At 65.5% G+C, this 22734-nt stretch carries 18 protein-coding genes; 9 read left to right on the top strand and 9 right to left on the bottom strand.

The window, feature by feature from the left end; translation table 11 throughout:
• Window position 1 precedes the first annotated feature (1 nt).
• From FA702_RS19375 to FA702_RS19360, 4 genes are all read right to left on the bottom strand, one after another.
• Complete coding sequence (locus FA702_RS19375) at window positions 2-1711, bottom strand: amidohydrolase (protein ID WP_136957749.1); 1710 nt, start codon at window positions 1709-1711, stop codon at window positions 2-4.
• A 46-nt stretch (window positions 1712-1757) separates the two neighbouring features.
• Window positions 1758-4121, bottom strand: a complete 2364-nt coding sequence (locus FA702_RS19370) for a TonB-dependent receptor (protein ID WP_255504899.1) — start codon at window positions 4119-4121, stop codon at window positions 1758-1760.
• Window positions 4122-4387: 266 nt separating this feature from the next.
• Window positions 4388-6772: a TonB-dependent receptor gene (locus tag FA702_RS19365; RefSeq protein WP_255504898.1), complete on the bottom strand. Its 2385-nt coding sequence runs from the start codon at window positions 6770-6772 to the stop codon at window positions 4388-4390.
• 149 nt (window positions 6773-6921) lie between these two features.
• Window positions 6922-8079: an MFS transporter gene (locus tag FA702_RS19360; protein WP_136957748.1), complete on the bottom strand. Its 1158-nt coding sequence runs from the start codon at window positions 8077-8079 to the stop codon at window positions 6922-6924.
• Between the two features lie 217 nt (window positions 8080-8296).
• Here FA702_RS19360 and FA702_RS19355 point away from each other — a divergent pair, with 217 nt between their 5' ends.
• Window positions 8297-9298 carry an AraC family transcriptional regulator gene (locus FA702_RS19355; RefSeq protein ID WP_168196149.1) on the top strand — a complete coding sequence of 334 codons (1002 nt, stop codon included), beginning with the start codon at window positions 8297-8299 and terminating at the stop codon, window positions 9296-9298.
• Window positions 9299-9307: 9 nt separating this feature from the next.
• Window positions 9308-10147: a type 1 glutamine amidotransferase gene (locus FA702_RS19350; protein ID WP_136957746.1), complete on the top strand. Its 840-nt coding sequence runs from the start codon at window positions 9308-9310 to the stop codon at window positions 10145-10147.
• A gap of 117 nt (window positions 10148-10264) precedes the next feature.
• Here FA702_RS19350 and FA702_RS19345 read toward each other — a convergent pair whose 3' ends face one another.
• On the bottom strand, window positions 10265-11044 hold the full coding sequence (locus FA702_RS19345) for a helix-turn-helix domain-containing protein (RefSeq protein WP_136958080.1): 780 nt from the start codon (window positions 11042-11044) through the stop codon (window positions 10265-10267).
• Between the two features lie 95 nt (window positions 11045-11139).
• Here FA702_RS19345 and FA702_RS19340 point away from each other — a divergent pair, with 95 nt between their 5' ends.
• The gene (locus tag FA702_RS19340) at window positions 11140-12360 is read left to right on the top strand and encodes an MFS transporter (protein ID WP_136958079.1); all 1221 of its coding nucleotides are present in this window, start codon (window positions 11140-11142) and stop codon (window positions 12358-12360) included.
• A gap of 17 nt (window positions 12361-12377) precedes the next feature.
• Here the strand turns inward: FA702_RS19340 and FA702_RS19335 are convergent, their stop codons facing one another.
• The 3 genes from FA702_RS19335 to mdlC are packed head-to-tail and all read right to left on the bottom strand — an operon-like array spanning window position 12378 to window position 15815.
• Complete coding sequence (locus FA702_RS19335) at window positions 12378-12872, bottom strand: aromatic-ring-hydroxylating dioxygenase subunit beta (protein WP_255504897.1); 495 nt, start codon at window positions 12870-12872, stop codon at window positions 12378-12380.
• On the bottom strand, window positions 12869-14215 hold the full coding sequence (locus FA702_RS19330) for an SRPBCC family protein (protein WP_136957744.1): 1347 nt from the start codon (window positions 14213-14215) through the stop codon (window positions 12869-12871). The genes FA702_RS19335 and FA702_RS19330 overlap by 4 nt, the downstream gene beginning before the upstream one ends.
• 43 nt (window positions 14216-14258) lie before the next feature.
• Entirely contained in the window at window positions 14259-15815 is a 1557-nt protein-coding gene (gene mdlC / locus FA702_RS19325) for a benzoylformate decarboxylase (RefSeq protein ID WP_136957743.1), read from the bottom strand.
• A 92-nt stretch (window positions 15816-15907) separates the two neighbouring features.
• On the opposite strand from mdlC, the gene FA702_RS19320 reads away from it, so the two are divergent.
• From FA702_RS19320 to FA702_RS19295, 6 genes are all read left to right on the top strand, one after another.
• Window positions 15908-16855, top strand: coding sequence for a LysR family transcriptional regulator (locus FA702_RS19320; RefSeq protein ID WP_136957742.1), 948 nt, complete (start codon window positions 15908-15910; stop codon window positions 16853-16855).
• Window positions 16856-16910: 55 nt separating this feature from the next.
• Window positions 16911-17828 (top strand): ketopantoate reductase family protein, encoded by a 918-nt coding sequence (locus FA702_RS19315; RefSeq protein ID WP_136957741.1) that lies wholly within the window; start codon window positions 16911-16913, stop codon window positions 17826-17828.
• Between the two features lie 122 nt (window positions 17829-17950).
• Window positions 17951-19339 carry an MFS transporter gene (locus FA702_RS19310; protein WP_136957740.1) on the top strand — a complete coding sequence of 463 codons (1389 nt, stop codon included), beginning with the start codon at window positions 17951-17953 and terminating at the stop codon, window positions 19337-19339.
• The gene (locus tag FA702_RS19305) at window positions 19336-19752 is read left to right on the top strand and encodes a nuclear transport factor 2 family protein (protein ID WP_136957739.1); all 417 of its coding nucleotides are present in this window, start codon (window positions 19336-19338) and stop codon (window positions 19750-19752) included. Before FA702_RS19310 ends, FA702_RS19305 begins: the two co-directional genes overlap by 4 nt.
• Window positions 19749-20147: a nuclear transport factor 2 family protein gene (locus tag FA702_RS19300; protein WP_136957738.1), complete on the top strand. Its 399-nt coding sequence runs from the start codon at window positions 19749-19751 to the stop codon at window positions 20145-20147. The genes FA702_RS19305 and FA702_RS19300 overlap by 4 nt, the downstream gene beginning before the upstream one ends.
• A gap of 278 nt (window positions 20148-20425) precedes the next feature.
• Window positions 20426-21139, top strand: coding sequence for an SDR family NAD(P)-dependent oxidoreductase (locus tag FA702_RS19295; RefSeq protein ID WP_136957737.1), 714 nt, complete (start codon window positions 20426-20428; stop codon window positions 21137-21139).
• Between the two features lie 36 nt (window positions 21140-21175).
• On the opposite strand, the gene FA702_RS19290 is transcribed toward FA702_RS19295, so the two are convergent.
• Entirely contained in the window at window positions 21176-22693 is a 1518-nt protein-coding gene (locus tag FA702_RS19290; RefSeq protein WP_136957736.1) for a cryptochrome/photolyase family protein, read from the bottom strand.
• Window positions 22694-22734: the final 41 nt, after the last annotated feature.

Genomic DNA, 22734 nt, shown 5'->3' with positions numbered 1-22734 from the left:
CTCAGGGTTTCGCGCGCTGGTAGATGCGCGTGCCGCCCACCCAGGTTTCGAGCACGCGGGTGTCATGGATCGCGGTGGGCGGGCCGGCGAAGGGATCACGGTCGAGCACGATGAAATCCGCCACCTTGCCCGTTTCCAGCGATCCGGCGGTGGCCGCGGTGCCGAGCCGGGTGGCGGCATCGATCGAGAACATCGTGATCGCCTGCGGCAGGGTGATCGCTTCCTTCAGGCCGAAGCTGCGCGTGCCGCCGCCGGGATTGCGGCGCGTGACGGCGGTTTCGATGCCGATCCACGGATCGGGCTTGGGCACGACCGCCCAGTCGGACCCGGCGATGACCAGTGCGCCCGCCTCGAACCCTTCGCGGATCGGCCAGACGCGATCGATGCGCGGTTCGCCCACGGCGCTGGTGATGTCGTCGTTGATCGGCTGCGGGTCCCACAGGTAGGGGGAATATTCGACCGCTGCCTTGAGCGCCTTGAAGCGGGGAAGGTCGGCCGGATCGACGAAGGTGGAATGGCCAACCTGGTGGATCGGGCCGCCCATGCCGTTGGCCTTGCGCGCGGCGGCGATGGCATCGAGCGCGGAGCGCACCGCCCGGTCGCCGGCGGCGTGGAACAGCACGGTCACGCCCAGTTTGTCCCACTTGACCAGGTTGGCCGCCATCTGCGCCGGATCGAACAGCAGCAGCCCGCGCGCCGGGGCGTTGGGCTGGCCGGCCTGATAGTCGCCCAGCATGGCGCCGGTGTGGCTTTCGGTCGGCACGCCGTCGGCGAAGACCTTGATGCAATTGGCGTTGAACAGTGGCCGGGCGTATTCGGCGCGGTCGGCCACGGTCCGGTCGAAATCGGGATTGGCCTGCCCGGCTTCCGAATAGGCGATGCAGGCCTGCACGCGCTGCTTCAGCAGTCCCTTGTCGGCCAGGTCTGCATAGACTTCCAGATCGTCGCGGAAGGCCATCGCCTCGACATAGCCGACGACGCCATAGGACGCGAGCATATCGAGATGCTGGCGCAGGACTTTTCCGGTTTCCTCGCGCGATTGCGGCGGCACCTTGCCCGTCACCAGCCGGCCCGCCGTCTCGCGCAGCACGCCGGTCGGCTTGCCCGCCGCATCGCGCTCTATGATCCCGCCTTCGGGGTTGGGCGTGGCGTCGGTGATGCCGGCGGCGGCAAGCGCTTTGGAATTGGCCCACACGCTATGGCCGCTGACATCGAACAGCATCAGCGGGTTGTCAGGCGAAATGGCGTCGAGCGTCGCGGCGGTGATCGGCGTGCCTTCGAGCAGCGAGGCCTGCCACTGGCCGCCGGTCACCCATTCGCCCGGCTTTGCCTGCTTGACGCAGGCGGTAACGAGTTCCAGCAGCTTGGCCGCGTTGGCATCCTGCGGCACGCGGCAGCGACCCTCTCCGCCCTTGGCTTGGAGGATCGGGTGGACGTGCATGTCGTACAGGCCGGGCAGGACGGTCTGGCCCTTGAGATCGATCACCTGCCGCGCGGGCGTGCGCGTATCGAGCGAGACGATCCTGCCATCGCGCACGGCCATGGCAGTCTTCCAGCCGGTGGGCGTGTAGATATGGCCGTTGACGAAACGAACGTCCGCCGTTCGCGCTGCGGCGGCTTTCGCGGCCGGCCGGGCGGCAGCCGCGCCGCCCGTTGCAAGGAGGCCGACGAGGCCGGTCGCCGCAAGCAGGTGTTTCCAGTGAGCAGCCATCGTCGGTATTTCCCCCTTGTCGTCTTTTGCTTTGTTTGCCGTCGCCTTAGAAGCTGTAGGCGGCGGTCAGGCCGAACGTGCGCGGACGCACGATGTTCGAACGGTAGATCGTGGACAAGCCGTTGTCGCGCGAACGCCGCCCGGCCCAGATGTGCTGGTTGAGCAGGTTGTTCACGAACACGGAAACGTCAACGCCGCTGAAGCGGTAGCCCGCGCGCATCGACCACGATTTCACGGCCGGCGGGTTGGACAGCGTCGGGTCGGACCCGCCGTTGCGCGGATCGATGCCCGGCGTCAGCGCGCTCTGGTAGGCGCGGTAGTCGAAGTCGGTGCGGACGTAGGCCTTGTTGTCGCCAAGCGGGATGTCGTACTGGCCATGCACCGAGACGGTCCACGGCGGCGAGGCGATGTGGTTGCCCTTGGTTACCGAAGGCACGGTCGCGCTGGGGCCGCCCAGGAAGGTGTTGAGGAACTTGGCGTCGGTATAGCCGACTTCGGCCTGGAGCGAGAACTGTTCGCTCACCTTCAGGTCCAGCTGCAGGTCAAAGCCGCGGCTGCGCGCGTTGCCGAGGTTGCCGGTGAACTGGAAGCCGCAGGAATTGAGCGCCACCGACTGCTGGATGTTCTTCCAGTCGATCTGGTAGGCGCTGCCCTGGATGCCCAGCCGCCCGTCCGCGACGCGCGTCTTGAGGCCCAGTTCGTAGCTCCACACGGAGTCCGAATTGTAGAGCTTGGGACGGCCGCCCGGATAGCCAAGCGAGGCGAGTTCCGGACCGCAGGGGGAACCCACTTGCGGGTTGTAGCCGCCGGGGCGGAAGCCCTTGGACACGGAGCCGTAGATCAGCGTGCGGTCGGTCACCTGGAAATCGATGCCGAACTTGGGCGTGAACGGATGCTCCTTCTGCGTGCCGACGTCGGTGACCGACGGGCCGACCACGGGGCCTTGCGCGAAGGAGTTGATCGCGAACTTGGTCTCGCCATAGCGCAGGCCCACCGTCAGCGTCAGCCGGTCGACCGGCTTGTAGTTGACCTGGCCATAGACCGCGTATTGCGTGTCCTTCGACGTGGTGGCCTGATCGTAGATCAGCTTTCCGTTGACCAAAGGCGGGAGGATGCCGGCCAGGAACGGCGCGTACTGATAGAAGAACGTGTCGTTGACCTGCTGGATCGAGGTCTGTTTGGCCTGCTGGTAGAACGTGCCGATCACCCACGACAGTTTTGAATCCTTCGTGGTCGACTGGAGGCGCAGTTCGCCGGTCCAGTTCTTCTGGGTGTTCACGAAGTCGCTGAAGGCGGACTGGTTGGGGAAGATCGGCAGGGTGATGCCGGTAAACAGGCTCTGGTCGAACGTGGTGTAGTCCGACACGAACGTCTGCTTGCGGTCGAAGTAGGAACCGATCGCGATCAGGTCCGCGCCGCCCAGGTCATAGCGAATGTTGAGCGAGGGCAGCACGAAGCGGTCCTTGCTCCATTCGCGCACGCGGTTGCCGTTGAGAAGCTTGTTGTTCGCATAGTCGGAGAAGGGCACGCTCGGCTGCGTCTGGTCGGCGGCGATATTGTCCCAGGATTCGCCGCTGTCGTTGGTGTTGATCTTCTGGAACACGACCGAGGGCGTGATCGTCAGCTGCGGCGTGGGCGTCCATGCCAGCGCCACGCGGCCCACGTAGGATTCGTTCCAGTTGGCGTTCTTCTGGACGACCGACTTGTCCTCGAAGCGCACCCGGTCGATGTAGCCGCCATCGCGGCGGTAATACCCGCTGGCGCGGATCGCCAGCTTGTCTTGCACGATCGGCGTGCCGAACGCTCCGCCGATTTCATAGCTCGGCGCGCCGCCTTCGGTGAAGGACAGTTCCGAGCGGATGCGGCCCGAGGTGGTGGAGGCGCTCGGCTGGGGCGAGATGAAGCGGATCGTGCCGCCTTCCGAACCCGCGCCGAACAGCGTGCCCTGCGGGCCGCGCAGCACTTCGATGCGTTCCAGATCGAAGATCACCGGATAGGCGTTGCCGCCGCTGTAGCCTAGCGCGCGCACCTGGATCGGCGTATCGTCGATATAGACGCCGGTGGTTGCCGCGCCGACAGTCGAATTGATGCCGCGGATCGCGATATTGGTGGTGGTGTTGGTCGCTTCGAAGACCACGCCCGGCGTCTGGCGGATCACGTCGCTGAAATCGCGCACGCCGCGCTTGTCGAGCGTTTCGGTCGAAAAGGCGCTGACGCTCAGTGGAACCTTGCTCAGCGCTTCGGACTTGCGCGTGGCGGTGACGATGATTTCGCCGCTGGCGTCGTTCGCGCCTTCCGTGGCGGATTGCGGCGCTTCCTGCGCGAAAGCCGGCGCGGCGACGATCATCGCCCCCAGCATCGACGTACCGAGCAGGCCGAACGTGCGTCCCAATGTGCGGTGGACCCCCATGATGAACTCCCCTGTTCATGCCGCCGCTGAATCGGCGCGGCCGGCTTCTGTTCACGAAACGAAAGCTATGGCCCGTCCCGAAAATGCAATTGATCGAAGGCCGCAGTTGCAGCGCAGCATGATGCTTAGGATCAATTCCTTTTGCGGCGAGGCCCGAATGGCCAGAATTGCAAAGCGTCCGGTAGTCCGGGGCGGCCGGCAGGGGGCAGCGCCGGACCAGAAAAATCCGGCCCGGCGTCGCCCTCATCTCTTTCCGGGCGCGGGTCTTACCAGCGCACCGTCACGCTCGCCCCATAGGTGGCGGGCTTGGCATAGACCGAGGTGGTGCCGAGAATACCGAGGTTAAGCGTGTAGGCGCGGTAGGCCTTGTCGAACACGTTGCGTCCGAACACCTGGACCGAAAGGCGGTCGTTGGCGGTGGTCCACGTCAGCGATGCGTTCGAGACGTTGTAGGCCTTCTGCAGCGAGGAAGCGCCGTTGGTGACTTCCAGATACTGGTCGTCGTACCACACGCCGTCGAACTGCGCCGCCAGATTGCCGCCGAACGCGTCGATGTTGTAGCGCAGCAGGTAGTTGATGCTGAACTTCGGCGCGTTCGGCAGCTTGGCGTTGTTGATCGTGGTTTGCGGATAAGTACACAGGAAGGACCCGTCACCCTGGTTGGCGCAATATTGCGCATCGGGCGCGCCGGGGAAGAATTCGGGGCCGATCTGGCTGCCCGGCCCCAGGATCTGCTTGACCTTGGTGGTCTCCCACGTCGCGCCAAGGTTCACGTTGAGCCGCTTGACCGGCTGCCAGAACACTTCCAGCTCCGTGCCCGTGGCGCGCGCGTCGCTGTTGCTCACCTGAGGCAGGCCGCCCAGTACCGAGAACGCCTGATAGTTGTCGTAGATGTAGTGATAGGCGGTCAGGTTGGCGCGCAGCGTGCGATCGGCGTTGGACCACTTCACGCCGCCCTCGAACGAATTGAGGCGTTCGGGATCGTGGCGGAAGTTGGCGGGCGTCACATCGGCGCTCAGCGTCCAGTTGCCACCCTTGATGCCGCGGTTCCAGGATACGAACAGCAGGGTATCGGGATTCGGCTTGTAGTTCAGGCCGACGCGGGCTGCCCAGTCACCATACTTGATGCGGTTGATGCCGGGAACGACAGCCGCGAACGCCGCGTCCGTGGCGCGGACGACGGTCGGGAAGCCGGTGTCGATCAGGCGCGAGGTATAGTCGATCGATTTGTTGTCCTTGGAATAGCGCGCGCCGGCGATCACGGTCAGCTTGTCGGACAGATCGTATTCGCCCTGGCCGAACAGCGACCAGTTCTTCGAGCGCAGCGTATAGTCCTCGACCACGCGTGGATCGTTGGCCGCGCCGTTGATGGCGAAGGCGGTGCCCAGCACCGGCGCGCCGATGGTGGTGAGCGAGCCGGCGATCTTCATGTTGAGGTAATAGGCGCCCGCCTGCCAGCGGAACGGGCCGCTGTCGCCAGAAAGGCGCAATTCCTGGCTGAATTGCTTGTAGCGCGCGGTGGTGAGGAACTGGATGACGGTGACGGGAAGGGCATCGCCATCCTCGGCATAGGACTTCTTGAGATCGGTGTAGTTGGTGATGGCGGTCAGTTCCACGCCGCCGAACTTCTTGACCAGCTTGCCCTGGTAGATGTCGGTCCGGCGGTCGAAGTTGCCGCGATCGTTGGAGAAGTTCTGATAGGGGCTGGCCTTGGCCCCGGTGATGCCGTTGATGACGCCGCCGGTGCCGTCGCTGAGGCCGGCCGGATTGACGTGGCAATAGCCGTTGGCGAGCAGATCGCAGTTGTCGAAGACATAGCCGCCGGTGGCGACGTGGTTGTCCTCGCTGTGCTTGAACCACAGATCGAGCTTGCCGTCGCTGCCGATGTCGGCTTGTACCGTGCCGCGCAAGGCCCAGGCGTTTTCGCCGCCCAGATCCTGCCCGTTGCCGTCATAGGTGCCCTGCAGCGCCGCGGCGGACTTGATGTAGCCATCCGCCTTGACCACGCGCCCGGCCACGCGGAAGCGCAGCCCCGGCACGATCGAACCGCCGACCGCGCCTTCCAGCGCGCGCCGGTTGAAGCGTTCGTAGCTGGCTTCTGCATAGCCGTTGAAATCGGCCTGGCTGGCATCGTTGCTGATGTAGTGGACCAGTCCGCCGGTGGCGTTGCGGCCGAACAACGTTCCCTGCGGCCCACGCAGCACTTCCACGCGCTTGGTATCGAACAACTGGCCGGAAATGCCGTTGATCGAGCCCATGTAGGCATCGTCCATGTACACCGCGACGGGGGCTTCGAGGTAATCGGTGAAGTTGTTCTGCGAAATGCCGCGCAGGTTGAAGATCGTGACGTTGGGCGACCATGCGTTCAACTGGAACGCCGGGATCTGCTGAGTGATCTGCGTGGTATCGGTGATGCCGAGCGCCTTGAGCTGATCACCCGAATAGGCCGAGACCGAAATGCCGACTTTCTGCAGGTTCTCGCTGCGCTTGTTGGCGGTGACGACGATATCGCCGAAGCCCTGCTGCGGCGCTTCGGTCGTTTCCGCGGCCGGCTGCGTTTGGGCGAAGGCCGGCGTGGCGCTGATAACCGCGACGGCCGCCGCGATGGCCATCGGCGAAGCGTGGAACAGTCGATGATGCGGCTGCGTCATTGCGTAATCTCCCTGTGTCGCCCGGATCGTCGCCATGCGGCTGACGCGCCGGTGTCGATTGCAGGAGATACCGATGCGTCCTGTCACGCTTGGCAGATCGGGACATTTCCGCTTGGCAGACGCCGTGCGCGCCGTGCGTGCGGGAGCGCTCAGCCCTGCGGCGCGAGCAGGCGGCGGTGCGCCTGCATCGGCAGAAGCAGCAGCGCAAAGCTGGCGAGGAAGAAGAAGATGCACGCCAGTTCGACCAGGGTATAGCTCGATCCGTTGGTCAGCAGCCCGGCCAGGAACGGCCCGGTGCCAAGCCCCAGCATCTGCATCGCCACGGCGCGGCCGATCATGCGCCCGCGCGTGTCGAACTCGCCCACGGTGCCGAGGATGAACGGCAGGACGAAATTCCACAGCACGTTGAAGCCGCAGACGCTGATCGCGAACAGGACGATGCCGGGATGGGCGAGCAGGAGCGCGATGCATGCTCCGCCGCCGAGAATGCCGATCATGATCGCGCGATCGCGCGCCAGCGCACCGGCCAGGAACACCGACGCCAGCGCGCCGCCGATCGCCAGCACTTGCGAAGCGAACAGCGCGTCGGCCACGGATTGTTCGCCAAGACCGGCCGCGATGCCGACGAGGAACAGCACGGCCCAGGCGATGCCCTGCGCAATGTTGTAGGCTAGTACCCCCGCCAGCGCGACCGCGACCATGCCATGCGGCAGATCGCGCGCGCCTTCGGGCACTTCGGCCCGCGCCTCGTGCGTGCGCGGCACGTTGCGCACGGTGGCCAGCCCGAGAAGGAGAAGTGCGGCGAACAGCCAGAACAGGGCCGGTAGGCCGAAGCGGTCGAGGAACGCCGGCATCCGCCACACGCCGATCGCGCCGTAGGTTAGCAGCAGAGCCAGATACAAGGCGATGTTGCGGTCCACCTTGCGGGTTAGCCCGACGAACGTGAAACTGAGCGTGATGATCGCGCCGTGCCCCAGCCCGGCGATGAAGCGGGCTGCCCACAGCGTGCCGCCGCCGGATGCCATGGCCGAAAGGCCGTTGCCCAGCGCGGCGACGAGCAGCGCCGCCGCCATGACTCGCCGCCAGTCGTACCGGTGCGAACCCAGCGCCATGGCGATCGAGGAGATGGCGACGCCCAGCATCTCGATGCCGGCGAGGTTCAGGGCTTCCGGTTCGCCGACATGCAGGTGGGTGACGAAGCCCTGCACCAGCGCGGGCTGGACGATGAACGAAAGCACGCCCAGCGTGCCCAGCACGATCGCGCTGACAACGGCTGCCGGACTGTCGACGTCGTATTGCTGGGCCAATGCGAGTCCCTCCCCTTGAAGGTGCCAGTTCCTAGGACAGCGGCCGCAGGTTCACTTGGCAGGACTGGCCAAGTGGCATTCCCGATCAAAGCAAGCTCCGGATTTGATCGAAAGTATCAATCCAATGACCGTTTCGGATAATTTGGAATGGCGAGGCTGCGTTACGCTCCTGTCAAGATCGGGAATCGCATTCCGACTATCGTATAGGGGAGTAGCCATGAGCCAACCGGCAGTACAGGCCGAAGCGCTTTGCGGGTGGACCGACTCCATGCCCGCCTTCGGTATCGAACCCGACGAAGCCCTTGCCCGGGCAGGCCTCGACAATGACGACGTCGCCACGTCGAACCGCATATCGCTCAAGCGTTTCGCGCGCATGGCGGAATCCGTTGGCGAGCGGGCCAATCATCCGGCCGCGACATGGACGATCGGCCTCAACTACGATCTTGCGCAACTGGGGGAGATCGGCACCGCGATCACCTCGGCCCAGACGCTCGGCGCGGCCCTGCGCCGCTTTGCCGACCACTTCGAACTGCTCCAAGATTCGACCACGCTGGACTTTCAGGTCAAGGACGGGACGGCGACGGTCAATTACCGCATCCTCGATCCCGACATCTGGCCGCGCCATCACGACGCCATGTTCAGCCTTGGCATCGTCGCCCGCATCGTGCGCATGGCCGTGCCCGACGCGATGGACGAGATCGAGCTGGGGTTCGAATGCGCGCGCCGCGATACGGGGCTTGCCATGCCGCTCAGCCGCTTGAGCTTTGGCGGCGAGGTCAATTCGCTGAGCCTGCCGGTCGCCATGCTCGACGCGGCGATGCCGCCATCCGAAGCCAGGTGCAATCTCAAGGGCCTGTCGACGCAGATCGCGCGCAAGCGCCGCGCCGAGCCCGCGCGCGATCGGCTGGCCGCGATGATCTTCGCGCGTATGTCGCAGGGCGAGATCAACCAGGATGAACTCGCCAGCGAGATCGGCATGTCGAGCCGCACCATGCGGCGCCGGCTGGCCGAGGCCCACCTGACTTTCCAGCAACTGCTCGACGAATGCCGGATGCGGCAGGCGATGCTGGAATTCCGCACCCGCCCGGAATGCTCGATCGCGCAAGTCGCGTTGCGGCTGGGCTATGCCGAGCATTCCAATTTCACGCGCGCCTTCACCCGCTGGGTGGGCGTGCCGCCGCAGCGCTACCGCGCGGATACCTTGCAATCGCAACACTAGAGATCCCCGATGACCCGACTGCTTCTGATGGAAGGCAATACCGCCGACAAACGCGCGCGTGCGGCCGAACTGGGCGTGCGTTCGTCCAGCGAGATCTACGCGCTGGCGATCCTGGCGCATTTTCCCGGTTTCGATCTGGACGTGGTCAACGCGGCCGATGCGGATTGGGCTATCCCCGGTGGCCGCTCGTTCGCCGATTACGACGGCTTCGTCGTCACCGGTTCGTCGCTTCATGCCTATGACAAGGAATTCGCCGTCACCAACCAGATCGCCATGCTGCGCGACGCGGCCGAAGCGGGTCTGCCGGTGTTCGGAAGCTGCTGGGGCCTGCAGATCGCCGTCATGGCCGCCGGAGGGCAGGTCGAATACAACCCGCGCGGGCGCGAGGTCGGCTTCGCGCGCAAGATCGTGCGCACGGTAGCGGGTGCCGATCACCCGATGTTCGCGGGCAAGGGCGCGGTGTTCGACGCGCCCTGCATCCATTACGACGAAGTCACGCGCTTGCCGGACAGTGCCACGCTGCTCGCGTCCAACGCGCACAGCCTGGTGCAGGCCGCGATCGTTCCGGTCGGGCGCAGCGAGGTATGGGCGGTGCAGTACCACCCGGAATTCGACATCGCGCAGCTGGTCCAGCTCTACACGCTCTATGCCGATGACATGATCGCGCAGGGCTTCTTTGCCGATCGCCCCGCGCTCGATGCCTATGTCAAAGTACTGACCGGGCTTGCCGCCGCGCCGCAGGACGTCGGCCTCGCCTGGCAACTGGGCGTGGACGAGGACATTACGGACGATAGCCGGCGTCGTGCTGAAATCATCAACTGGATCAAGGCCTTCATCCCCGGCGCTTGAGCCTCGGGCGGGGCATTCCATATCTCTTCCGTCGCCCGGATTATCGGTCGCAACGCTTGGCATTCTGGAGCGCCGAAAACGGCCATCCGTTTTCGGGACGATGAAATGGCAGAGCCGTCAACGCCCCGAAACGGGCTGGCGGTACTGGCTGGGCGCGACGCCGATGTGGCGCTTGAACATGGTGGTGAAGGCGGAGGGACTGTCATAGCCCAGGTCCAGCGCGATGGTGGTGATGGATTCGCCGGCGGCCAGCCGTGGCAGCGAAACCAGCAGACAGGCCTGTTGCCGCCACGCGCCGAAGCTAAGCCCGGTCTCCTTGCGAAACGCCCGGGTGAACGCGCGCCGCCCCATGCCCAGATCGGCGCTCCAGCGGTCGATCGTGTCATGCGAGCAGGGGGCTTCGAGAAAGGCGTGGCATTTGCGCGCGAGCTCGGCCGTCTTGGGAAAGGGCACGGCGAGCGGCACGGTCGGGGCCTGGGCGACTTCGGCCAGCAGCAGCGCCATGACGAGGCCATCGCGGCTCGCGGGGTCGTATTCGGGCGCAATATCGCATGCGGCCTCGAGCAGGCTGCGCAGCAGCGGCGAGACTTGGATGACCTTGTTGGCGTCGCCCAGCCAGCCTGTTGCGTCACGCTCGATGAGAACGCTGCGCGTGCTGACGGCCCCGATCATGCGCACGGCGTGCGGGCAGCCGCCGGGCGTCCAGACCGCCCGCTCGGGCGGCGCAACCCAGGCCCCGTGAGGTGTGCTGACCACCACAACGCCCCGCGCCGCATAGAGCAGCTGGCCGCGCCGGTGTTCGTGCCAATCGAGTTCGAACGCGGGAGGATACTCGTTGCCGATGCCCACGATCGGACGATCGATGTGCTCGACGAGGGCGGGATCGTTCCAAGGCACGTCGATGTCCCATTCGCGCAAATGAAAGACCCATAGAGGAATGCGGGCCAGGGGTGGAAGCTCTAGCGGAGAATGGTATGCAACGGAAACCAATGATGACGACGATCCCAGCCAAATCCCCTCGTTCCGACACCACCACCACGGCGTTCGGCGTGATCGCGGCGATCAGCTTTTGCCATCTGCTCAACGACATGATGCAATCGCTGCTGCCGGCGATCTACCCCAATTTGAAAAGCGAGCTGGGGCTTAGCTTCAGCCAGATCGGGCTGGTGACGCTGGCCTATCAGGTGACCGCTTCGATCCTGCAGCCACTGGTCGGCGCCTATGCCGACAAGCGGCCGACACCGCTGGCGCTGCCGGGCGGAACGCTGTTCTCGCTCGGTGGGCTGATGGTCCTGTCCGTCGCGCACACCTATTGGCTTTTGCTGGTCGGCGCCTCGATGCTGGGCATGGGCTCTTCGGTATTTCACCCGGAATCCTCGCGCGTGGCGCGCATGGCCGCCGGCGGCCGGCACGGACTGGCGCAGTCGATGTTCCAGGTCGGCGGAAACGCCGGCTCGGCGATCGGGCCGCTCGCGGCGGCAATCGTCGTCGTGCGGTGGGGGCAGTCGAGCCTGGCGTTCTTCGCGCTTCTGGCGCTTCTATCCTGCGCGATCCTGTGGAACGTCAGCCGGTGGTACCGGGATCATGGCCTGACCCGGCTTTCGTCGGGAAGTGGACAGCACAAGGAGAGCTTTGCCCTTCCGCGCGGCAAGGTGCTGGGCGGCATCGCGATCCTTCTCGCGCTGATCTTCTCCAAGTACGTCTATCTGGCCAGTCTCAGTTCCTACTTCACGTTTTACCTGATCCACCGCTTCGGGGTGTCGGTGCAGGTTGCGCAGATCCATCTCTTCGTCTTCCTCGGCGCGGTCGCGGTGGGGACGATCGCCGGCGGGCCATTGGGCGACAGGTTTGGGCGCAAGTACGTCATCTGGTTCTCGATCGCCGGGGCTTTGCCGTTCACGCTGCTGCTCCCGCACGCCAGCCTGTTCTGGACAGGCCCGCTGACGGTGCTGATCGGACTGATCCTGGCCTCGGCTTTTCCGGCGATCGTCGTCTTCGCGCAGGAACTGGTTCCGGGGCGCATCGGCATGATCTCGGGCCTGTTCTTCGGCTTTTCGTTCGGGATGGGTGGTGTCGGGGCCGCCGTCCTGGGCGAGGTCGCGGACCGGTTCGGTATCGAAAGCGTCTATGCGATATGCGCGTTCCTACCGGCCATTGGACTGCTCGCGCTGTTTCTTCCAAAAGTCGGGGGCGGAAGGACAGAGGCCGGCTGAGGCGTGCGTCGCGCTGGTCAGATGCAGTAGAAGTCCAGCACGGTGGGGATCGTATCGTTGAGCAGCACGATCGTCTTGGCGGCGATCACCCAGCGCTCGCCCTCGCGCCGCAGGTCGTGCCGGTAGCGCCCGAAAAAGGCGTGCGTCCGGCCTGATCGCTTGTCGAACAGGTGGACCGCGAAATTCGCGGCGACGTGCGCGCCCGCTTCGTCGGCCGCCGTCAACCTGACGTTGGTTATCAGGTGGACGGCGCGGATGCGCGGGGTGGAGGCCACCGATTGCCCGGATCGCACGCGCCACACGCGATCGGCCAGGTTCTTGCGCCCCTTGTAATAGATCAGCGAAAGCTCGGCCTCGGGATCGGTGGTCGTTTCGGTCTCGTTCTTCCATGCCGGCATCCAGAAGCAGGCATCTTCCGCATAGAGATCCAGCCAATCGTCCCAGCGGCTTTCATCGAGGCATTCCGCTTCGAGATAGAGGAGGGCCTCGGCGTCTTTCAGCGACAGGGTCATTGTTCGATCACTCCCGCCATGCGGCGCGCCCATTCGCGATAATAGCTCTGGAACAGTGTTTCATCGCCAAGCTGCGCATCGGCCAGCACGTTGCGGGCGGGCTCCATGCCGATCAGGTCGGAGAACGGGTTGCCGCCGGCCTTGCTGGCTGTCGTGCCGCGCGAATAGCCTTGCAGCCAGGGATCGACGCGGCTGGCGAAGCCACGCTGGCAGTTCTCGTAACTTACCGTATCATCGGGGGTGGCCATGCCGCTGGGGTTGAAGAAATCCTCGTACTGCCGGATCCGCTGGCGCCGCGCCTGCGCGCTTTCGCCCTTGGGGGCGATGCACCAGGTGCGCATTTCCGTGAGGTCCGGTGCCAACGGGCGGATGACGCGCAACTGGCTGGATGCGTTTTCGGCGATCTGCAGGTTGGGGAAGATCGACAGGTTGCGCATGTTGAACATCCAGTCGCGCTTGGCGGCGCCGTGGCGTTCGGCAAGCGCTTCGGCCTGCTCGAACAGCGGCAGCGCCTCGGTCACGCCGAAAATGCCCCAGTTCAGCACGTGGCCGTTGGGAAAGCTGAAGCTGCCACCGGCCACGCCCTGCGCGTCCTCGCGCCAGTAATCGCTGCTTTCCCACACCGATTTCACCGCGACGCCGGTGTTGGCGGTCTGCCGCTGTTCGAGGATGCGGATGTAAGACGGGTGCGTCGAGGTGAAGTGATAGGCGTCCGAGCAGTTTTCGAGTTGCAGCTTCCAGTTGGCCTGGAACGTGAACGTGACCGCGCCGGGCACCAGTTCGAATCCGTCCGGTCCTTGGTCGGCAACGAGGTCCAGCAGCTTCGCGGCTTCGCCCAGGTGCGTTGCGAGCGGCGGCACATCGGCATCGAGGCTGCCGAACAGGAAGCCGCGATATTCGCCGAAGGCGGGCAGGGCGGGCAAGTCGTGGCTCTGCGCGTCGAAGCTCTCGGCGTAGCAGCCGGCGCGCTTCAGTTTCACGTTCTTGTTGCGGCCCGCGCTGTCGAAGCTCCAGCTGTGGTAAGGGCACACGTGCAAGCGGGCGTTGCCGGCCAGTGTCTGCGCCACGCGCGAACCACGGTGCGGGCAGGAGTTGACGAAGGCCGCCAGGGCGCCCTCGCCATCGCGGCTGACCAGCACCGGCACGCGGCCGATATCGGTGGTGAAGAAGTCGTGCGGATCGCGCGCCTGATCAGCGATGCCGAGGAATACCCATCCGCGTTCGAAGATCTGGCGCATTTCCAGCTCGAAGACGCCGGGATCATCGAAGATCGCCCGGCTGACGCGGAAGATGCCTTCATCGGGACGATCGTCAATCAGGTCCGAAAGGCGTCCGGTGAACATTGTCCTTATCCCGTTCATGGCGTCCCGTTCATGGCGGTTTTCGTCAATCCACCAGCACTTCGACCAGCGTTGGCCCCGGTGCCGCGAAGGAAGCGGCCAGCGCGCCGTCCAGCGCTTCTACCGTATCGACGCGCGCGGCCGAAAGGCCCTGGCCCCGCGCAAGATCGCAGAAGTCGATATCGTTGAGCGCGGTCCCCAGCGTCTGCTGCAAGCCGAAGTGGCGGCCGAAGTTGACCAGCGCTTCGTAGCGTCGGTTGTTCACGATCACGAAGCTGATCGGCAAGCCCAATTGCGCGGCGGACCACAGCCCCTGAATGGCGTACATGCTCGATCCGTCGCCGAGAATGGCGATGACCTTGGCGTCGGGCCGGCCCAGCGCGACGCCGACCGAGGCGGGCAGTCCGTGGCCAAGCCCTCCGCTGGCGCAGGTGAAGAAGCCGCCCGCATCCAGGATCGGGAGATGATCGTGCATGGCCCCACGGCTGGATGGCGCTTCCTCCACGATCACCGATCCGGCGGGGCGCAGGCGGGCGATTTGCTGGAGCAGGTAGGCGTCGGTCAGCCCGGTTGCCGCGAGCGGCGCAGGAGTTGCGCGGACGGCCGGCACCGCGCGTGCCTTCGGTGTAGGTCCTTCCAGCAGGCGCGCCAGCGCGCTTTTGGCGTCCGCGATCACGGCTGCGCCATCGGGAGCCCAGCTTGCCACGGCAATGGAATCGACGACATGGTAGAGTTGCGCGCCTTCCGGCAGGTGCGGGCCGAAGCCCTCGGTGTGGTAGAGCGACAAGGGGCCGCCCACGACCAGGATCAGGTCATGCCCGGAAAGGTCGCGGACGATCGCCTCGCGGCCCGGGTTGAGAAAACCCGCGAACAGCGGGTGCCGCTCGGGGAAAACCTCGCGCGCTGCGAACGGCGCGGCCCAGACCTTTGCCGAATGGCGTTCCGCCAGCGCGATCGCTTCCTGCCATGCGCCATCGCGCGCGATGCCGGCCCCGAGCACGAAGGCCGGGGCATTCGCCTGCGCCAGCGCGCCGGCGATCTCGTCCAGCATCGCCGGGTCGCCGGGATTGCGTGCAACGACGCGGCGCGGCGCGATCGGATCGCAGGGCTGGTCCCAGTCGTCCACCGGCACGGATACGAACGTGGGCCCGCAAGGCGGCTCCATCGCGACATAATAGGCGCGCGCGATCGCGGCGGGCACGTCCTGCGCGCGCGCGGGCTCGACCGCCCATTTCACGTAAGGGCGCGGAAATTCGGTGGGGCGTTCGGCGAAGAGGAACGGTTCGAACGGCAGGATCGACCGCGCCTGCTGGCCGGCGGTGACCACCAGCGGCGTCTGGTTCTTGAACGCGGTAAACAGGTTGCCGAGCGAATGGCCCACGCCGGCCGCCGAGTGCAGGTTGACCAGCGCGGCATTGCCGGTCGCTTGGGCAAAGCCATCGGCCATGCCCATCACGATCGATTCCTGCAGCCCCAGGATATAGCGGAAGTCTTTGGGGAAGTCCCGGAACATCGGCAGCTCGGTCGACCCCGGATTGCCGAACACCGTGGTCATGCCCAGCGTGCGCAGCAGCGACAGCGTTGCATCGCGAACGGTGTGCATGATCGTGTTCCTCTCCATTCCTCGGCGGTCTTATCGGTCGATGCGGCTATCGCCACCATTGCAGAATCGTGCGAAAGTCATAACAATTGCGCATGGCTTTTGATCAGCGAGAATTGCGGGCGTTCCTGGCCGTGGTCGACCGGGGCAGCCTGGGGCGGGCGGCCGAGGCGGCCTTCATGACACAGCCCGCGCTCAGCCGCCTGATCGGCGAGATGGAGCGGCGCTTCGGCCAGCCCCTGTTCGATCGGCACAGCAAGGGGATGGCCCCCACCGCCGCCGGCGAAACGCTGATTTCCCATGCCCGCCTGCTGCTGTTCGAGATGGAGCAGGCGACCGCCGCGCTGGATGCCTTGCGTGGGCTGGGCCGCGCGCGCCTGCGCGTGGGCGCGGTAGCGGCCGTGGCGCGCCCGATGTTGCCCGGCATTGTCGCGGCTCTGCTGGACATGGCGCCCGGCCTGCACATCGACCTGCTGGACGCGCCCGAAGACCGGCTGGTCCAGGCGCTGGCCGGGCGCGAGATCGACGTGGTGATCGCCCCGGAACTGGCGCCGCATCCCGACATCTGGCCGATGGCGGAACTGGCTTACACCGATACCTACACCGTCTTCGCCGCCGCGGGGCATCCGCTGGCCGAGGCGAAGGACGTGCCGTTGAGCGCGGCGCTGGAGCAGCGCTGGACCATGCCGGAGATCGGCAGCACGCCGCGCATGCTGTTTCACCGCCTCGTCACCGCGCAGGGCGAAGCGCTGCCCGACGTGGCGGTCGAAACCGCGTCGATCGGCACCATGCTGGCGACCGTTGCCGCCAGTTCCCTGCTTGGCTGGCTGCCGATGCCTTTGCTTCATGCTGAAATGGAGCGGGGCGCCATCAAGCCGATCCGCGTGAAGGCCCTGGAAATCGAGCGCCGTTTCTATGTCTATACGCGTCGGCGCGGTAGCGTAGTTCCCGCCGCGCGGCGCTTGTTCGAGCTGCTGCCGCTGGCGCAGGGCGCTGCAACAGGCGGGGCCACACCGCTTGCTAGATCGGGGGCCACTGGTTAGCTGGCTGCGCTTGCCACCGCCCCGTCCCGGGCGCGCGGGCGAAGGATGCGGGAGAATGCGGATGCGTGAAGTGGTGATCGTCGGCGCCGGCGCGATGGGCTGCCTGTTCGCGGCCAAGCTGGCGAAATCGGGCGTTTCCGTAACGCTTGTCGACGTGGACCGCGCGCGGCTGGAATCGCTGGCCCGCGATGGCATCACGCTGGCCGACGATGACGGCGAGCGGCGAATCCCCATCAAGGCAAAGCTGGCCGCAGACGTGGCCGGGCCGGTCGATCTGGTGCTGCTGTTCACAAAATCCATGCACAGCGCTTCCGCCATTGCATCGGTGGCGCACCTTGTGCGGGCATCCACGTTCGCGCTCACGCTGCAGAACGGCATCGGCAACGCCGAAGCGATCGCCGAAGTCTTCCCGGCGGAACAGGTGCTGATGGGCGTGACCGATATGCCCGCCGATCTGGAAGCGCCCACCCGCGTATCCTCGCACGGCCACGGCACCGTCAGGCTGGGCAGCTACCGGCCGCAGGGTGATCAGGGTGCGCAGGCCGCTGTTGCGCTGCTACGCGGCGCCGGCATCGATGCGCATCACGATGAGGCGATCGAAGGCGGGGTATGGGAAAAGGTTGCGTTCAATGCCGCCCTCAATTCGATCGCGACCGTCACCGGGCTGACCGTGGGCGGGATGGATACCCCGGCCGGCCGCCGGGTGGCGTTCGCGATCGCGCGTGAGGTGGCGGCGACCGCCGCGGCCAAGGGCCTGTCCGTCGATATCGCGCGGATCGAGGGCAAGATCGATTTCGCGCTGACGCATCATCGCCAGCACAAGGCATCGATGCTCCAGGACCGGCTGGCAGGCCGCCGGACCGAGATCGAGGCGATCAACGGTGCCGTTGCGCGCGAGGCCGAAGGCCTCGGCGTACCCGTGCCCGTCACCTCCACGCTGGCAGATCTGGTGAGGCTGAACGAGCCGGCCTGACTTTTTTGCAAATCGTATTGATTAATCATCAACCATCCTCCACACACGGGGAGCAAAGACGGCGTGCCGGCAGCGGGCGCGGAAACAAGCGAAAGCGGTAAGGCGCCGCCCGGAGGAGAGCAATGCGGACAGGCGATGACGAACGGATGGTGTCGACGGGCTATCGTCGCACTTTCATCACCATGAGCTTCCTGGTCGCGACGTTCAATTTCGCCGATCGGTCGGTGTTTGCCGTCACCGCGCAGCAGATCAAGGTCGACTTGCAGTTGACCGATTTCCAGCTCGGCATCCTGCAGGGCTTGGCGTTCGCGCTGCTTTACGCGGTGCTGGGCGTGCCGATCGGCCGCCTCGCCGAACGCATGTCGCGCGTGCGGATCATCACCGCCGCGATCCTGTTCTGGTCGACGATGACGATGGCCTGTTCGGCCGTGGGCAATTTCGCGCAGATGATGCTGTGCCGCGTGGGCGTTGGCATGGGCGAGGCGGGATCGCAACCCGCCACGTCTTCGCTGGTGGGCGACCTGTTCCCGCGCGAACGCCGGGCTTCGGTGATGGGCCTGATCCTGCTGGGCTCACCTATTGGCACGTTCATCGGCGCCTCGGTCGGCGGCGCGGTCACGGGCATGTGGGGCTGGCGCGCGGCCTTTATCGTGATGGGCCTGCCGGGCGTGGTGATCGGCCTGCTGTTCATCCTGCTGATGCGAGAACCGCGTCGGGGCCTGGCGGACAACATGCCGCCGGTGAAGACGCCGGCGCCCGATTTCCGGGCGTTCCTGAAAGTGGTGGCCAGCAAGCCGGCGCTGATGTTCGTGATCGCGGGCGGAGCGCTTGCCGGCTTTGGCATGAGTTCGATCTCGCAATTCCTCGCCGTCTATCTCAGCCGTGTCTATGATCTGCCGGCGCGATCGGCGGGCGCGCTCTATGGCACGATCTCGGCGCTGGCGCTGGGCAGCGGCCTGCTGATCGGCTCGTTCGGCACCGATTGGCTTGCGCGCCGCGGCGATGGGCGCTGGCCCGCGTGGGGCGCCGCGATCGGCCTGTTTATTGCGCCGTTCTCCTACTGGATCGCGTTCAGCGCGGCATCGCCCGCGCTGGGCACCGTGCTGCTGGTGATTTCGGGCTGCTTCCTGCTGCTCTATTACGGCCCCACCATCGGCATGATCCAGAACCTGCTGGAGCCGCGCATGCGCGCGACCGGGGCGGCCGTGTTCGGCATGTTCTACACGCTGGTCGGCTATGGCGGCGGACCGACTTTCGTCGGCTGGATGAGCGATCGTTTCGCCTCCTCTGCTTTCCATGGCGGCGAGTATCTCACGCAGTGCCATGCGATGAAGGCGGGAGCGCAGGCGGTGGATGCCTTGCAGCAGGCCTGCGCGGCGGCGGCGGCAACGGGCGTGCGGTCGGCGCTGATGTCGGCGGTGTGCGTGTTCTTCATCGCCGGGGCGATGTTCCTGCTGGCCGCACGCTCCCTGCGCCGCGACTACTTCGTCGCAAGCGAGGCGGCGGCATGAGCATGGAGCGCCCGTTGCGGCCATGGTTCGAAGCCTATGTCGATGCCTTCAACCACAACGACTTCGCCGGCTTCGGGGCCTATTACGCGGACGACGTGATCTTCCAGGGGCAGGCCGCCCAAGTGATCGGGCGCGATGCCGTGCTGGCCTTCTATCGCAAGGTGAAATCCCGGCTGGACGAGACGCTGGATCTGCTGGCGTTCGTTGCGGCGGCGGACGGCACGCGGATCGTGGCCGAGGTGCGCACACGCCTTGTCGCGCGCGAGGACTGGCCCGGTATGCCGACCGGCCCAATGAAAAAGGGCGATCGGCGCGAAAGCGTGAACTTCATTCTCTACGACATCGCCGATGGCCATTTCGCGCGCGTCCGTTCCGCGCGGTTTTCCGGCGGGCAGGGAGCGCGCGGGGCATGACGCCCGAACAGCGCTTCCGCGCCTACATGGATGCGTTCAACCGCAGCGACTACGATGCGCTGTGCGGCTTTTACGCGCCCGATATCCGGCTGGTAATCGGCAACGGCACCGAACTGGTCGGGCGGCAGGCGATCGTCGATTTCTATCGCCCGGTGAAGGCGGTAACGCAGCGGACCATCGACGTGCTCCAGTGCTTCCACGATGGCAAGGTGCTGGCGGCGGAGCTGGAATCGGAGTTCCTGGCGCTGGAAGACCTGCCCGACTTCGTCTCCGGCCCGATGAACAAGGGCGATCGCCGTTACCTGAACAGCCTTGTCCTCTATGACTTCGAAGGCGAACACTACACCCGCATCCGCGCTGCCATCCTCAAGCGGGAGTACCGCCCGGCCTCGTGATCCGCGTGTCGGGGGAGCGAGATCTTCCCTGCATCGGCCCGGCCCTGGCACCGGGCGTAATGTGCCCTGTCGTGCATATTGCTCCCCTCGGGCGCCCTCGTGTCTATGAGACAGGCCACGGTTGGCTTGGCACGGGTTGAAAAGGCGAACGCATTGGGCAATCAACCGGCGAACACGGTGCATGCGGTCATGCCCTGCCTGCCTTGGCATGGCGAACGCGATCATAAACGCGGGGTATTGTGGGCGAAGGCGTGGCCTGTTTGGGAAGGCCTCGCGCGATGAGCTGCGCGGTTGTCTTCGGTGCCGGTGGCGGCGTTGGCGGCGCTCTGGTGGAGCGCTTGGCCGCTTGCGGGCGCTATACACAGATCCATGCGGGATCGCGCCGCCCCTTGCCGCCTCGACCGCACCGGACCCCTTTCCTGTATGATCTGACCGATGAAGACAGCATCATCGATGCCTGCTCGATCCTGGAGACACCACCCGATCTGGTGCTGGTGGCAAGCGGTCTGCTGCACGACCAGTCCCGAGCGGTCATGCCCGAAAAGACGCTGCGGGCGATACAGCCCGAAGCCATGGCGCGGATGTTCGCGGTCAACACGATCGGTCCGGCGCTGATCGCCAAACACTTGTTGCCCAGGCTGCCCAAGGACCGGCGCGCGGTTTTTGCGGTTCTTTCCGCGCGCGTGGGTTCGATTGGCGACAACCGGCTGGGGGGATGGCATGGCTATCGCGCCAGCAAAGCCGCGCTCAACATGCTGATTGCCAATTTCGCCATCGAGATGCGGCGCACGCATCCCCTGGCGGTCATCGTCGCGTTGCATCCCGGCACCGTGGCCACCGGCCTTTCCCGACCATTCCAGTCCGGTGTAGCGCCGGGTCAGCTGTTTTCGCCGGAAACATCCGCCGAGCATCTGCTTGATGTGATCGACCGCCTCACGCCGGAGTACAGCGGCGGCTTTTTTGCCTGGGACGGCACACGCATACCATGGTGAGCGTGCGAGCACGCCTGACCAGCCAGCTTGTTTGGCTTACGGGGCAGGCGCAAGCGCGGGACCGGCCAGAAAGGCATCTGCCTGATCCAGCAATTCGCGCCGATGATCGGGCGGGAATTTGTCCCATACGCGCACCATCTGCGCCATGCGGCCGTTGCTCCGTAACTTGGCCGCATGGGTGGCGATGAAGCGCCAGTACAGGAAGTTGAACGGGCACGCCTGTGGCCCCACCCGTGCCTTGACGTTGTAGGCGCAGGCGCCGCAATAGTCGCTCATCCGCTGAATGTAGGCACCGCTCGCGGCATAGGGTTTGCTGGCCAGCAAACCGCCGTCGGCAAACTGGCTCATGCCGATGGTATTGGGTAGCTCGACCCATTCGAACGCATCGGCATAGACCGTCAGATACCATTCGTGCAAAGCGTGGGGATCGACGCCGGCGAGCAGGGCAAACGTGCCTGTCACCATCAGCCGCTGAATGTGGTGGGCATAGGCCTCCTCGCGCGTCTGGGCGATGCAGGCGCGCAGGCAGGCCATGGGTGTTTCGCCGCTCCAGTAGAACCATGGCAATGGGCGCCGTGCATCCAGCGCGTTGACTTTCGCGTAATCGGGGCCTTGCCACCAGTAAATGCCGCGCACGAATTCACGCCAACCGATGATCTGCCGGATGAAACCTTCCGCGCTGTTCAGCGGCACGCGGCCGGCGCGCCATTCTTCCTCGACCGCCCGGCACATTTCCAGCGGATCGAGCAACCCCAGATTGAGGTAGATCGACACTACGGCGTGGCACAAAAATCGGTGGCCGCTCAGCATGGCATCCTGATACCGACCAAAATCGCGCAGGCCATGGCGCAGGAAATGGCCGAAGGCGGCCTTGGCCTCGGATCGGGTCGTGGCGAACCAGAACGGTTCAAGATCGCCGAAGTGATCGGAGAAGCGCTGTGCTACCAGCTCCAGTACCTCCCGCGTGATCGCATCGGGATCAAAGCGCGCGGGCTGTGGCAACCGCAATGCCCCCGGCGGCGGAGACCGGTTGTCATGATCGAAATTCCATTGTCCCCCGGCGGGCTGCTCGCCGTCCATCAACAGGCCCGTCTTGCGCCGCATCAGGCGATAGAAATGCTCCATGCGCAGGCTCTTGCGCGCCTCGGCCCAGCGTACGAATCCGTGGCGGTCGGCCAGAAACCGCGTATCTGGCAACAGTTCGGCCCAGGCGCTCATCTCTTCCATCAACCGCCATTCGCCGGGCTCGGTCGCAAGGATGCCGCTGGCACCATGCCGTGCCATGGCCCGATGCGCTTCGCCACGCAGGCTGCCGGTGTTTTCCGGATCGTCGAGCCGGACGTAATCTACTTTCCAGCCAAGGGTGCGAAGCTCCGCCGCGAAATGGCGCATCGCCGACAGGACCAGAGCGATCTTCTTCTGGTGGTGTCGAACATAGGTCGTTTCCGCCGCCACTTCGGCCATCAGCACGACGTCGTTCGCCGGATCGGCCGCGCGCAAGGACGAAAGTGAGGGCGTCAACTGATCGCCCAGAACGAGGATAAGCCGTGTCATGGCAAGCTGTTATCCGCGCAGGGACGCGCTGCAATCCTGCC

The sequence above is a fragment of the Novosphingobium sp. EMRT-2 genome (assembly GCF_005145025.1).
In the GTDB taxonomy this organism is placed as follows: Bacteria; Pseudomonadota; Alphaproteobacteria; order Sphingomonadales; family Sphingomonadaceae; genus Novosphingobium.
This window is presented reverse-complemented; position numbering and strand designations above follow the sequence as displayed.